Genomic DNA, 13698 nt, shown 5'->3' on the forward strand with positions numbered 1-13698 from the left:
TCACCAATTCCGGCGATCAACCCAAGGCGATGTCGGGCGCGTCTTCCTGCTTCATTCCGACGATATGGTATCCGCCATCGACATGATGGGTTTCGCCGGTCACGCCCGATGATAGCGCGGAGCAGAAATAAAGGCCCGCCCCGCCGACATCGTCGATCGTGATGTTACGGCGCAGCGGCGTGTTAAGCTCGTTCCATTTGAGGATGTAGCGGAAATCTCCGATCCCGCTTGCCGCCAGCGTCTTCACCGGCCCAGCGCTGATCGCATTCACGCGCACCCCCTGCGGCCCCAAATCGTTGGCGAGATATTTGACACTCGTTTCCAGAGCGGCCTTGGCAACGCCCATGACGTTATAGTGCGGGATGACCTTCTCCGCGCCGTAATAGGTCAGCGTAACGATACTGCCGCCGCCTGTGCTGTCTTCGTTCAGCGGCGGCATCATCTCTGCCGCCCTTTTGGTCACTGCGACCAGCGAATAGGCGGAGATGTTCATCGTCATTAGGAAGTTGTCGAGGCTGGTGTCGGCATACTTCCCGCGCAGTTCGCTCTTGTCGGAAAAACCGATCGCGTGAACGACGAAATCGATCGTGTCCCAGCGCTCTTTCAGAGTGGCGAAAGCCGCATCGAGCGAGTCCATGTCGGACACATCGCACTCGAACGTGAAATCGCTGCCCAGCTGCTCTGCGAGCGGCTTCACCCGCTTGGCGAGCGCTTCACCCTGATAGGAAAACGCCAGTTCCGCGCCATTCTCGGCCAGCTGCTTTGCGATGCCCCAGGCCAGCGACTTGTCGTTCGCGAGGCCCATGATCAGCCCGCGTTTGCCCTTCATCAGATCGCTCATGCCGCTTCCTCCTGCTGACAGCCTTCTTCTGTAGACGCCTCGTGGCAATCGTCGGGTTCGGCGAGAGCGGCGTTCAATTCGGCACCGATAACCAGTCCCAGCCCAACGAGCCAGAAAAACAGCAACGCGATGATGATCCCGGCGAGGCTGCCATAGGTAAGGTTATAAGTGAAAAAGCGGCCAAGCACCGCCGGAAGCGCACTCGTTACGCCCAGCCACCACAGCGCGGTGAACAGAGCGCCGGGCCATTTGGGATAGCGCCGAGGGCGGTATTCGCTCGGTGTTAGGGTGTAGAACAACAGATAGAGCGAACCGGCCAGACCCAGCGCGGGCACGATGCGCGTAATGCGGAGCGTCGTCACAGCTTCGTTGAGCTGCGGGAAGCGCGCATCGATCACCTGCTGCGCCGCGCCGATGCCGACGGTGGCGAACAGGGAGACCATGAGCAGGATTACGGCGCCCAGGATCAGTCCGGCGGAAAAGAGCCGGTATTTCCAGAATGCATGGCTCGCCTTGGTTCCATAGGCGCGCCTCAGGATATCGCGAATGGTTTCGATCAGGCTGGAAACGGTCCACAAGGCCACCGCGACCCCCAGCCAGAGCAGCCATCCCGACCGCGCATCGACAACTTCCGATGCGACCGGTCCGATGACCCGCGCAACTGTCGGCGGCATGGAAAGCAGCACCGCATCGATCATCATCCGGCGTTCTTCGACCTCTCCGATCAACTGAAAGATCGCGCCGCTGATGATGAAGAAAGGAAAGATCGCCAGCATCGACAGATAAGCGAGATTGCCGGCGTGGATGAACCCGTCGTTATAGGTGCCGTGGGCTGTCCGCTTGATCACTTCGAAAGCGCGTGTACCCGGCGCCATCGGACCGGCTGCTGCCGAAAGCGTCGCCCGCCAATCGGGCAGCTTTCTGTCGGCTGTGGCGCCGGATGTGAGGTGCGCTGGCTGGGCCAGTGCCTTGCGGCGTTTCAGCCGCCTTGCTTCAGGAGAAAGCGAGCGGACTTCCTGTTCGGTTTCAGAAGAAAGGTCGGCGGGAGCGATCATTCAGAACACTATAGTCCGAATTTATCGCGCGGTTCCGCCGGATCGGTCCAATCGCCCAGCTTGGCCTTGAGCTCTTCGAGATCGCCCGGAAGCTGGATTTCCAGAGTGACCAGTTGATCGCCGCGATCCGGCCTGCCGTCCTTGTCCTTGGCGCCTTTCTTGCCCCAACCCTTGCCCGCGAGCCGCATGACGGTGCCGCCATCGGTCCCAGCCTTGATCGTGAGCATAACAGGGCCATCGACCGTAGGGCATTTGACCTTCGCACCGTGGATTGCCTCGTCCAGAGTGATAGGGAGATCCATGCGGATATGGTCGCCATCGCGGCGAAAGAATGGGTGGCTGCCGACCTCTACAATGACCAGCCCATCGCCATTGCCGCCCGGACCTGCGTGACCTTTTCCCTTGAGCCGCATCTGCGTGCCGTCTTCGACGCCGCCGGGCAATTTGAGGTCGATGGTCTTTCCATCGGCCAGCGTTATCCGCTGATCGCGCCCTGCAGCGGCATCGACGAAGGGAACCGCCAGCCGGTACTGGATATCGGCCCCGCGCTTTTTCGGGGGAGGCGGGCGCTGGCCAAAGCCGCGCCGCGCGCTGGATCCGGCACCCGATGGGCGCGCCCTGCCGCCGCCGAAGAGCCCTTCGAACAGATCGCCGAGATCCATATCGTCCGGGCTCATCCCGCCAAACTCCGCATCGCGAAATCCGCCTGACGAGGCGCCGCCGGGCCGACCGCCATATCCGCCGCGTCCAAACCCGCCGCCCATTCCGGCGAACGGGTTGAGCGGGTTGCCGTCGGCATCGATTTCGCCGCGGTCGAACTGCGCGCGCTTATCCTTGTCGGCGAGGAGGTCGTATGCCTTCGTTACATCCGAGAATTTCTCGGCGGCTTTGGGATTGTCCTTGTTCTTGTCGGGATGCAGCTCCTTCGCGAGCTTGCGGTAGGCGCTCTTGATGTCCTTTTCGGACGCCGTGCGCGCAACACCCAGAGTTTTATAAGGATCGCCCATGGCGTGTTAGCTAGGTGAGGCACCGCCCCGGCGCAAGGCTGACGTGCGCCTTCGTCGCCGCGTGGCACACCTTTCCTACGCTGCGATGCCCGCGTAAAGACAAGCACATGACGCTACATCGCTCGCCCTTTTGCACCGCCCCTTCGGAACTCGTAAGGCGGGCGGGATTTTCCTCCTCAGGACCGTGTAACATGCGGTCCATGTCTCCCCTCAACCGCGCGATTGGAACCCTGGAATGAGCGATACGCAATCCCTGAACGAGGCTCAGCTCGCGGACAGCATGATCCCTTCCGGCGCAGATCCCTTCGCGCTGTTCGATGACTGGTTCGCGCTGGCGCAGGAGAGCGAGCCAAACGATCCCAATGCGATGGCGCTGGCGACGGCAACCCCGGACGGCATGCCATCGGTCCGAATGGTGCTGCTCAAGGGGCATGGGGCCGATGAGGGAGGCTTCACCTTCTTCACCAACGCGCACAGCCGCAAGGGCGAGGAAATCCGCGCCAACATGCAGGCGAGCCTGCTGTTCCACTGGAAGAGCCAGCGCCGCCAGATTCGCATCGAAGGGCCGCTCACCGAAGTATCGTCAGAGCGTGCCGACGCGTACTTTCACTCTCGTCCCTACAAGAGCCAGGTCGGCTCGGCAGCCAGCGACCAGTCGCGGCCATTGGAGGACCGGCAGGACTATCTCGACCGCGTTACGGAGATGTGGGGGCGCCACGAGCAGGAGGGGGAGGTCCCTCGGCCCGCACACTGGACAGGTTTCACTTTAAAGCCTGAAAGAATTGAGTTCTGGATGGACCGGGACAACCGCCTACACGATCGCCGCCTGTTCACTCTGGAGGGTGCGGGCGATGCCGTGGGCTGGTCCGACACACTCCTCTATCCATAAGGCAGGCGCGATGACTCAGCGAATTCCCTACTGGCATGTCGATGCCTTCTCGGCCGAGCCCTTCGGCGGCAACCAGGCGGCTGTCATGGTGCTGGAAGAATGGTTGCCCGACGATGTGCTGGTGCAGATCGGAGCGGAAAACCTGTTTGCGGAAACCGCTTTCGTCGTGCGTGATACGAGCGGCGAGGCGGATTGGGAGCTGCGCTGGTGCACCCCGACCTACGAGATCGCGCTGTGCGGTCACGCCACCCTTGCGAGCGGACATGTGCTGCTTGAGCGCGATGGCGGCGACCGGATGACCTTCCGCACGCGCCAATCCGGCATTCTCGAGGTGCGCCGCGATGGCGATGGCTACAAGCTCGCGCTACCCGCGATTGCGACAGAGCCCGGTGCCTATCCGGAGGCGGTGGCGCTGCTCGGGGCGGAGCCGAAGGAGGTCTATCGCAACGATTCACGCTACAACGTCTTCCTGTTCGAGAATGAAGCCGCGGTCCGCGCGCTCGACCCCGACATTCGCGGGCTCGGCGCGCTAGGCAAAGACCAGTTCATCTGCACCGCGCCGGGAGATAAGACCGATATCGTCAGCCGCGTGTTCGTACCCGGCGGCGGAGTCGATGAAGACAGCGTGACCGGATCGGCCCATGCGGTGCTGACCCCCTATTGGGCGGCCAAATTGGGGCGCAGCAGGTTCACCGCGCATCAGGCGAGTACGCGCGGCGGCGATCTCACGCTGGAGCTTGACGGCGACCGCGCATGGCTTGGCGGGCCGTGCGTGACGGTGGTGGAGGGCACCTTCCTGCTCTGACCGAGCGCTCCGGGCGCGTCAGCGCGTGGGATATAGCTCGGCGATGTCGAACAACTCGGCCAGCATCTTGAACCGCTCTGTCCGGTTCGAATGGCCGAGCCTGACCAGGGTAATCCGCTGCTCCGGGCTGATGAGGACATACTGGCCCATATGCCCGATCGCCGCGAACATGGTTTCGGGTCCGCGATCGGGTATGTCCTCATCGCGGTCAATCCCGCTCTCCCGGTTGAGCCACGTCTGGTAGCCGTAGAAGCCGCTTGCCGGGCTGGGAGTGGTCATGGCGTCGATCCAGCGCGATGGCACCAATTGCTGTCCCTCGGCCGAGCGCCCGCCGCGGCGCAGAAATTCGCCGAACTTCGCCCAGTCCCGCGCGGTTGCATGCATCAGGCTGCCGCCGATGAGCGTTCCCGAAGCGTCATATTCGAGCACCATGCTGTCCATGCCGAGCGGCTCGAACAGCCGCTCCTTCAGGAACTCGTCGACGGCTTGCCGGCGCGCCGCGGGATCGCTGCTGCTCGTAAGCGCGCGGGCTCCAATGTCGGCGAGGATGACAGTGGTATTAGAAGAGTATTCGAACTGCTCCCCCGGCTCCGCCTCCAGCGGCTGCTCCTTCGCCCAGCGCGCCATATCGTCGCGCCCGTCGAGGAACAGCATGCGCACCTCGGACGAATCGTAAGGCGGATCGCCCGCTTCGGTGTGGCGCAACCCGCTCCGCATCTGCAGGAGGTGGCGCAGCGTGATCTCCGCACGCGGATCACCGGGTCGCTGCCACATCGGGACCGGTGCGGGGTCACCGACATTGAGCTTGCCATCGGCGACAAGCATTCCGATCAGCACCGCGGTGACCGTCTTCGCCATCGACCAGCTGACGAACCGCGTATCCTGATCATATCCTTCGGAATACCGCTCTGCCGCGAGCTCGCCATCCGACATCAATACGATTGCGCGGGTTTCTCCCAGCTCCGCCTGAGTGAAAAGCTCGTCGATTTGGCGGGCAAGCTGGTCTTTCGGCGCGCCGGCATCTGCCATCACGGCTTGCAAGGCCTCATCGCTCAGCGGAGGCGGCGCGGGCGGCGGCGCAGAGCCGCATGACGCGAGGGGTGGAAGGAGCGCGGCGGTGGCGATAAGGGAAGCAGTACGAAAGGTCATCGCGCCTTCAATTGAACAAGGGTCACGGCAAAGCAATGGCAAAATCAGGAGCTTCGAGGGGTTGGGGCAAGAAACCCGTATGGATCACGATACTGGGTTTGGTTTTGCTCGGACTTGGCATTGCAGGCAATACCTATCGCGACGAGGTGACCGGCTATGCCGAGGTCGGTTCCTCCTATGCTGCGCGGGTCGCATGCTCGTGCCGCTTCGTCGCTGGGCGAAGCCTCGAGGATTGCGAAAAGGACAAGCTGGGCGGAATGGAGCTCGTCACTTTGTCGGATGATGCAGAGGCGAAAAGCGTGACGGCGCGTTTCCCGCTGATTGCCAGCCATACCGCGACTTATCGCGAGGGATATGGCTGCGTGCTGGAGAAGTGGGAAGGGTAATGCGGCGGAGTTTCCCGCCCAGCCTGCTAGAAAAGCCTGCTGGAAACGCCCGCTAGGAAATGAGCTCGCTCTCGGCGACTGAGCGGGTGGAGTCGATCCAGCCACCACCGATGACGCGCTCTCCTGCGTAGATAACTGCGGCCTGCCCGGGCGCAACGCCGAATTCCGGGCTTTCGAAATGCAAGCGGATGGTCGCGCCGCCGCCCATCGGACCATCGATCGACACCGGCACCGGCTTGGCGAGGCTGCGCACCTTTGCCGTCAGCGGCGCATCGGGAAGCGCGCCGATGCGGTTCGTCTCGATGATTTCGGCGCTTTCGACGCCCAGCAGCCGCTTCGGCCCTACGCGCACTTCACGTGTGTCGGCGTTGAGCGCGATGACATAGAGCGGCTCCGGCTGTCCTCCTATATCGAGCCCCTTTCGCTGTCCGACAGTGTAATGGACGATGCCCTTGTGCTCACCCAGACGCGCGCCCGTTTCCGCGTGGACGATGTCGCCGGGAATGCCGCCTTCGGGGCGCAGCTTCGTCACGATCTTCGCGTAATTCCCGTCGGGAACGAAGCAGATATCCTGACTGTCGGGTTTCGCGGCATTGCGCAGCCCGGCAGCTTCCGCCAATTCGCGCACCTGGGTCTTCGGCAGGCCGCCCAGCGGGAAACGGATATAGTCGAGCTGCTCCTGCGTGGTGGCATAGAGGAAGTACGACTGATCGCGCGCGGGATCGAGCGCCCGGTAAAGATGCGGGCCATCTGGTGCTTCTACCCGGCGCACATAGTGCCCGGTCGCAAGGCAATCCGCGCCAAGCTCGCGCGCCATACGAAACAGATCGGTGAATTTGGGGCCCATATTGCAGCGGATGCACGGCACCGGCGTGCGCCCGGCGAGATACTCATCCGCGAACTGGTCAACGACATCTTCGCGAAAAGCGCTTTCGTGGTCGAATACGTAATGCGCAATGCCCAGCCTGTCGGCCACCGCTCGCGCATCGCTGATATCGTCGCCTGCGCAGCACGCACCCTTTCGGCCCGTTGCCGCGCCGTAATCGTAAAGCTGGAGTGTTATTCCGATAACTTCCGCGCCGGTATCGGCAGCAAGCGCCGCGACGACCGAGGAATCGACTCCGCCGCTCATCGCGACGACGATGCGGCACTCCGACGCCGAGCGCGGGAGATCGAACAGCGATGCTGTGTCCAGCCCGAAGGACGGGCTTGCCGTGAGTGAAGTGGCGCTGGTCATGGGGTGCGATTCCTTAACGCGCGCATATAGGAAAGCCTGCCCGATTGCGCCAGCCCGGCGATTTTTCGGCAAATTCACGACGAACGGCTATGCAGACAAGACGAGCCGCTGTTTCCCTAAGGTCCGGTAAACAGCGGTTTTACCACATCTTGACGTTCGCCACTTAATACATTGGGCATGTTCGAAAAGACCGATCCGATCTGGCGCGATATAAAGGGCGATGATTTCGACGGCGAAATGCTGGTCGGAAGCCACGACGCGGCTGTTGTTCGCAGCGGCGAGGCATTGCGTGCGATCGAATGGAGCGATCTCACTGCAAAACTCGATGCTGCGCGGGATTTGCGCCGCGTGCTTCGACGCGACAGCAGGCTAAATATCGCGGGCGGCGTTGCAAGCTTTGGCGATGCCGCGGCGACGTATTTTCGGTCTCTTGAACAGGGGGAACGGGCTGTTAACCAAGATGCTTTAGAGCCCTGCAAATCTTCCGAAGCCATAGGCCGTGGCTCCGAAGAATATGCGCAGGAAGGCGATGCAAGAGACCTTTAATGATTGAAAATCAAGACATCCGCCCCGCACAGGTAATCGGCCCCTTGGGTGAGCCGCTGACGCTCGACGACTTGCCGTCGCCCAAGACGAAACGCTGGGTCGTACGCCGCAAGGCTGAAGTTGTGGCAGCCGTAAATGGCGGTCTGCTGACGATTGATGAAGTGCTTGAGCGCTACGGTCTCACGCTGGAAGAATTCGCTTCGTGGCAACGTGCAGTGGATCGTTCGGGTATGCAGGGCCTTCGCGTCACCCGGATCCAGCACTACCGCGACCTTTACGAGCGTCAGCTGAAATACTGATCCGTCGGCCACGTTTGGCGTTTCTGGCTACCTAGCCTAACAATCTCCTCCATCCCGTCTCAAATTGACGGGAACAGGCCTGCGCGCTCCTCGTTGAGGACGCGCAAGCCTTTGAAAAATACAGGAGGAATGGGATATGGGTTGGATTATTGCACTGATCGTAGGCGGTATTGCCGGCTGGCTGGCTAGCCTCGTGATGAACCGCGATGCCTCGATGGGCATTTTCTGGAACATTGTCGTCGGCTGCGTCGGCTCGGTCATCGGGAACATGATTGCAGGCCCGCTTTTGGGAATTTCCGGAAGCGTGCAGGAATTCTCGATTGTGGGACTGGTCGTTGCCGTGATCGGTGCCGTCGTCCTGCTCGGCATTGTGAATCTTATCCAGCGAGGCCGAGTGCGCTAACGCATCGGTCTGCGTCGCGGATCGCCGCGACTGACATGAATGAAGGGCGGTGTGGCACCTCGCTACACCGCCCTTTCGCTTGGATATCGTGGAACCAAGGAGTATTGTCTTTCGTCTAGGCTCAAAGTCGTCAGTCGAACCTTGGATTGCGGCAAATACGCGCGTGGCTTAAGAGCCCTTGCACTCGGTGACTTATGCCGATAACACACTTGAATCGACGAAGAGTGGCTTTTCACAGCCCTTTTGAAGGCCGCAGGCAATGAATTACGAGACAAAGATCAAGTCTGAAGTCGCAGATGGTGTGCCCGCGGACATCGCGCAGGCCGATGAAGAGCGCACATCCGGCAAAGGCCGCAAATGGCTTATTGTGGGCGCGATCATTTTTGGGCTCTTGCTCGCGATAGCAGCGTATTTTGCACTCGCGGGCGGCGAGCCTGCAGCCGTTGGCGATGACAACGATCAGGCACCGGTTGTGACGGTAATCGCCCCAGGCACGACGACCATCAACGGCATCATCGAAGCACCCGGCACGATTGCGGCACGCCGCGAGCTACCCGTTGGCGTCGTCGGTGAAGGCGGCCGCGTGGTTTCCGTGCCCGTCGATGCCGGCGACTGGGTCCGCGAGGGGCAGGTCCTGGTAGTGATCGATCGTTCCGTTCAGAGCCAGCAGGCCGCAGCGCAGGCCGCTCAGATCGAGGTGGCGAAAGCCGACGCAAGTCTTGCGCAGGCCAATCTCGACCGCGCACTGCAACTGGTGGAGCGCGGCTTCGTGTCCAAGGCCGATGTCGATCGGCTGACGGCGACGCGGGATTCGGCGGAGGCGCGGGTCAAGGTTGCACAAGCACAATTGGCCGAGCTGCGTGCACGCGCCGCGCGCCTCAGCGTTCTCGCTCCCGCATCGGGTTATGTGCTCGAACGCAATGTAGAGCCCGGCCAGACTGTTGGTGGTGGCAGCCCTGCTCTGTTCCGCATTGCTCGCGGCGGTGAGATGGAAATGCTCGCGCAGCTTGGTGAGACGCAGCTTGCAAGCCTTTCGCAAGGTGTTGTTGCCAGCGTTATTCCTACCGGCACCGAAAAGGCGTTCGAAGGCCAGGTCTGGCAGCTGTCGCCGGTCATCAATCCGCAGAGCCGGCAAGGGACGGCGCGCATTGCCTTGTCATATGCGCCTGAACTGCGCCCTGGAGGTTTTGCGACGGCTCGTATCAACAGCGGAACCCTGACCGCCACAGTCCTGCCTGAAAGCGCGGTCCTGTCCGATGAGAGCGGCAGCTTTGTTTACGTAGTGGGTGAAGACAACACGGCGACCCGCCGCGATGTCACCACCGGCATGGTCACCGCCAACGGGATCGCGATTATCGATGGACTGTCCGGCGATGAGCTGGTCGTGCTCCGTGCTGGCGGCTTCTTGAATCCGGGTGAAACAATCAAACCGCGCCGTGAAGCGGCCTGACCGGGTCATCCTGGCTGCAGCTTCGTGCGTATCTGATCGGGTAAGCGGGACGCTTGCACAAGAAAGAGACTGAAGAGAACGACATGAATTTCAGAAATCTCTCAGCCTGGTCGATCCGCAACCCGGTCATTCCGCTGGTACTGTTCACCGCGCTCCTCTTCGCCGGGATCGTCAGCTTCATGCGGATGGACGTCACGAACAATCCGGACGTCGAATTTCCTGCCGTCATCGTCAGCATCTCTCAGCCCGGCGCTGCGCCGACCGAGATCGAGAACCAGATCACCCAGCGCGTGGAAAGTGCGCTGCGCTCGATAAACGGTGTGAACTCGATCCAGTCGACCGCGAGCGAAGGCAATTCGCGTACCTTTGTCGAATTCGAGATCGGCACCGAAATCGTCGAAGCCGTCAATGAAGTCGAAACGGCGATCGATACCGTGCGGGGAAGCCTTCCAGACGGCATCCTCGAACCGCGCGTATCGAAGGTGAACGTTGCAGGCGACGCGATCGGTTATATCGCGGTCGAAGCGGACGACATGACGATCGAGCAGCTCAGCTGGTTCATCGACGACACGGTTGCCAAACGGCTGCTTAAGATTGAAGGCATGGCGGAGGTTCAGCGGTTCGGCGGGGTCAACCGTGAGATCGAAGTGATCCTCGATCCGGCGAAGATGCAGGCGCTCGGTGTCACGGCTTCGCAAATCAATTCTGTGTTGCGCGTTTCCAACATAAACGCTGCTGGCGGCCTCGCCGAAGTGGGCGGTACGCGCCAATCCCTGCGCGTTCTTGGCAATGACGACACGGCATTCGAGCTGTCGCAGCGCCAAATCCAGCTCGGCGGTGGTCGCACGATCCGCCTCGCCGACGTGGCCAGCGTGCGTGACGGCTTTGCCGAACGCACCTCGATCAGCGAAGTTGGTGACCGCGAAGTCGTCAACTTCTTCATGAACCGTGCACGCGGCGCTTCCGACCTTACGGTTTATGAAGCTGCCCTCGAGGAAATGGACCGGATCGAGGCAGAGACCGAAGGCATCCGTTTCATACGGATGTTCACGAGCACAACCTATACTGAAAACCAGTATCTAAGCTCTATCCAAGCCCTGATCGAAGGCGCGCTTCTGGCGATCGTCGTCGTGATGCTGTTCCTGCGTGACTGGCGTGCGACCTTCATCAGCGCTGTCGCCATCCCGCTGTCGGCCATCCCGACCTTCTTCTTCATGGATCTGCTCGGGTTCAACCTGAACTTCCTCTCGCTGCTTGCCCTCGCGCTTGTGGCCGGGGTGCTGGTCGATGATGCGATCGTCGAGATTGAGAATATCGTCCGGCACATGCGCATGGGCAAAACGCCGTACCAGGCGAGTATCGATGCGGCGGACGAGATCGGCCTGCCGGTTGTCGCGACCAGTTTCTGTATCGTCGCGGTCTTCCTCCCCGTGGGCCTCATGCCGGGTATTTCCGGACAGTTCTTCCAGAACTTTGGCCTGACCGTCGTGGTCGCCGTGCTGATGTCGCTTGCCGTTGCACGTATGATTACACCGCTGATGGCGGCGTACTTCCTCGAATCCAAAGGCCACGCTGCCCACGGCGAAGGCCCGCTGATGGATCGATATATGAGCGTGCTGGGCTGGACTCTCGACCGGGGCAAGCTGCTGGCGAAGCGTCAGGGGCTCCCCGGGCCTCGCTCGCGTTTCCTTTACACCATCGCACTCTTGCTTGTTACGCTGGCTTTGTTGGCTGTGACCGCCATGACGCTGTTCATGAGTTTTGGCGCAATTGCCGAGATGGACATCCCCACCCGCGCAGCCGCTGCGATTTCGAGCGATCCGAACGGCTGGGCATACTTCCTCGTGTCGAAGCTGTTCGATATCGTCCTCGTCCTGTTCGTTTCTGCCCTCGCGTTTCTCGCCGGCTGGCTGTTTTTGAAGCTCGTCGAGCAGACGTCTAGGTTTGGCGGACGGTTCGGCCAGACCGGGCAATATCTGACCGCCCGTTTCTATGACCACCGTATCTGGATGCTCGGCATCGGCTGGTTCTCGCTGCTTATCACTATCCTGCTGTTCGCGCAGATCCCTGCACAGTTTCAGCCTACAATCGATGACGAAAACTCGGCCGTGGAAATCGAGATGGTCCCGGGAACCACTCTTGAGGGGACGAAGGTCGTCTCGGACCGCGTATACGCACTGCTTGACGAGCAGCCCGAGGTCGAGCGGATGCTGCAGCGTATCCGGATCGGCGATTCGACCATCTTCATCAAACTGTCGGATGACCGCGAACGCACGTCCATCGAATTCGAACGCGAACTCGCACCGCAACTGGCGCAGATTCCTGACGCCCGTGTGCGCTTCCGCTCCCAAAGCGGCGGGTTCGGCTCGGGCCGCGACATCACGGTTCTTCTGGCAGGGTCTGACCCGGATCAGCTCGAAGAAACCGCCTCTACCCTCGTTGAGCAAATGAGGGGGCTCTCTTCGCTGGTGGCGCCTCGGATCAGCGCGGACCTCAACCGGCCTGAAATCATCATCACCCCGCGTGAGGAAATCGCTGCCGAACTGGGCGTGACCACGATCGCGCTCAGTCAGACAATCCGTATCGCGACCCTGGGTGAAATCGAGCAGAATGCGGCGCGCTTCTCGCTGGCTGATCGCCAGATCCCGATCACCGTCAAACTGTCGGACGCTGCGCGCGGCGACCTTACGACAATCGAGAACCTGCCCGTGCAGACCGCAAGTGGAGGCACAGTGCCGCTTAGCCGCGTCGCCGACATCTCATTCGGTTCGGGGCCGACCACGATCCAGCGGTACAACCAAAGCCGCCGTATCCTGGTCGGGGCGGATCTCGCGTCCGGCGTGCTCAAGGGCGAGGCCCAGCAGCAAATCGATCAACTTCCGATCCTCCAGAACCTCCCGACGGGTGTCATCCGCGACGTTGTGGGTGAGGAAGAATGGCAGCAGGAACTGCAGCAAAACCTGGTCATCGCGATCATCGCCGGTGTGCTCTTGGTCTTCGCGTGTCTCGTTCTGCTCTACAAGCGACTGATGAGCCCGCTGGTGAACATGACGTCGCTGGCGCTCGCTCCGCTGGGCGGCATCTTGCTCGTTTGGCTCCTCGGCATGGCGCAATCGATGCCGGTCTATATCGGTATTCTCCTGCTTCTCGGCATCGTGTCGAAAAACTCGATCCTGCTGATCGACTTCGCGATTGAGGAGATGGCGCGGGGGACCGATCAGCTCGAAGCGATTATGGAAGCCGGGCATAAGCGTGCTCAGCCGATCGTCATGACCACCGTCGCGATGACCGCGGGCATGGTGCCGGTTGCGATCTCGCTCAGCGGTGACGGCGCATGGCGACAACCGATGGGCGTCGTCGTGATTGGCGGCTTGATCATGTCGACGATGCTGACGCTGGTGATCGTTCCGGCGGGCTTTAGCCTTGCCGACAGTTTCGAGCGGCGAGTGGGCCCATGGCTGCGCGAGCGGATGCTGACCTACAAGCCGGGCGACGACACCAGGCCGCATGCATCTCCCGATGTGGCGCCTGATCGCCCATATCAGGGCAAGCCGGCAACGCCGCCTGCAAACATACCTCCCGGTGCCGAGCCTGCGGAGTAATACCGTAAAGCTTACGCGGACCCTGTTTT

At 61.4% G+C, this 13698-nt stretch carries 13 protein-coding genes; 8 read left to right on the forward strand and 5 right to left on the reverse strand.

Going from position 1 to position 13698, the window contains the following annotated elements:
- Positions 1–16: 16 nt before the first annotated feature.
- From fabI to IB285_RS13450, 3 genes are read right to left on the reverse strand one after another with little or no spacing between them, the layout of a single operon-like run.
- The gene (gene fabI, locus IB285_RS13440; RefSeq protein WP_190788636.1) at positions 17–841 is read right to left on the reverse strand and encodes an enoyl-ACP reductase FabI; all 825 of its coding nucleotides are present in this window, start codon (positions 839–841) and stop codon (positions 17–19) included.
- Positions 838–1896: a YihY/virulence factor BrkB family protein gene (locus IB285_RS13445; protein ID WP_190788637.1), complete on the reverse strand. Its 1059-nt coding sequence runs from the start codon at positions 1894–1896 to the stop codon at positions 838–840. Before IB285_RS13445 ends, fabI begins: the two co-directional genes overlap by 4 nt.
- Positions 1897–1904: 8 nt before the next feature.
- A complete protein-coding gene (locus tag IB285_RS13450; RefSeq protein WP_190788638.1) occupies positions 1905–2903 on the reverse strand; it encodes a DnaJ C-terminal domain-containing protein in 999 nt (332 codons plus the stop codon).
- A gap of 235 nt (positions 2904–3138) precedes the next feature.
- On the opposite strand from IB285_RS13450, the gene pdxH reads away from it, so the two are divergent.
- Together pdxH and IB285_RS13460 are read left to right on the forward strand one after the other, a co-directional pair.
- Positions 3139–3792: a pyridoxamine 5'-phosphate oxidase gene (pdxH, locus tag IB285_RS13455; RefSeq protein ID WP_190788639.1), complete on the forward strand. Its 654-nt coding sequence runs from the start codon at positions 3139–3141 to the stop codon at positions 3790–3792.
- Positions 3793–3802: 10 nt separating this feature from the next.
- Positions 3803–4597: a PhzF family phenazine biosynthesis protein gene (locus IB285_RS13460; RefSeq protein ID WP_190788640.1), complete on the forward strand. Its 795-nt coding sequence runs from the start codon at positions 3803–3805 to the stop codon at positions 4595–4597.
- 18 nt (positions 4598–4615) lie between these two features.
- Here IB285_RS13460 and IB285_RS13465 read toward each other — a convergent pair whose 3' ends face one another.
- Positions 4616–5746 carry a serine hydrolase domain-containing protein gene (locus IB285_RS13465; protein ID WP_190788641.1) on the reverse strand — a complete coding sequence of 377 codons (1131 nt, stop codon included), beginning with the start codon at positions 5744–5746 and terminating at the stop codon, positions 4616–4618.
- Between the two features lie 35 nt (positions 5747–5781).
- Here IB285_RS13465 and IB285_RS13470 point away from each other — a divergent pair, with 35 nt between their 5' ends.
- The gene (locus IB285_RS13470; RefSeq protein WP_190788642.1) at positions 5782–6132 is read left to right on the forward strand and encodes a hypothetical protein; all 351 of its coding nucleotides are present in this window, start codon (positions 5782–5784) and stop codon (positions 6130–6132) included.
- Positions 6133–6184: 52 nt separating this feature from the next.
- Here IB285_RS13470 and mnmA read toward each other — a convergent pair whose 3' ends face one another.
- Complete coding sequence (gene mnmA / locus IB285_RS13475) at positions 6185–7369, reverse strand: tRNA 2-thiouridine(34) synthase MnmA (protein ID WP_190788643.1); 1185 nt, start codon at positions 7367–7369, stop codon at positions 6185–6187.
- Positions 7370–7546: 177 nt separating this feature from the next.
- Here mnmA and IB285_RS13480 point away from each other — a divergent pair, with 177 nt between their 5' ends.
- From IB285_RS13480 to IB285_RS13500, 5 genes are all read left to right on the forward strand, one after another.
- On the forward strand, positions 7547–7915 hold the full coding sequence (locus tag IB285_RS13480) for a hypothetical protein (protein ID WP_190788644.1): 369 nt from the start codon (positions 7547–7549) through the stop codon (positions 7913–7915).
- Entirely contained in the window at positions 7915–8214 is a 300-nt protein-coding gene (sciP, locus tag IB285_RS13485; protein ID WP_086437271.1) for a CtrA inhibitor SciP, read from the forward strand. The genes IB285_RS13480 and sciP overlap by 1 nt, the downstream gene beginning before the upstream one ends.
- Before the next feature lie 136 nt (positions 8215–8350).
- Positions 8351–8617 (forward strand): GlsB/YeaQ/YmgE family stress response membrane protein, encoded by a 267-nt coding sequence (locus IB285_RS13490; RefSeq protein WP_190788645.1) that lies wholly within the window; start codon positions 8351–8353, stop codon positions 8615–8617.
- Between the two features lie 259 nt (positions 8618–8876).
- Positions 8877–10067: an efflux RND transporter periplasmic adaptor subunit gene (locus IB285_RS13495; RefSeq protein WP_190788646.1), complete on the forward strand. Its 1191-nt coding sequence runs from the start codon at positions 8877–8879 to the stop codon at positions 10065–10067.
- 83 nt (positions 10068–10150) lie between these two features.
- On the forward strand, positions 10151–13669 hold the full coding sequence (locus IB285_RS13500; RefSeq protein ID WP_190788647.1) for an efflux RND transporter permease subunit: 3519 nt from the start codon (positions 10151–10153) through the stop codon (positions 13667–13669).
- Positions 13670–13698: the final 29 nt, after the last annotated feature.

Origin of the sequence: Erythrobacter rubeus, assembly GCF_014705715.1 — a bacterium.
Classification (GTDB): Bacteria; Pseudomonadota; Alphaproteobacteria; order Sphingomonadales; family Sphingomonadaceae; genus Erythrobacter; species Erythrobacter rubeus.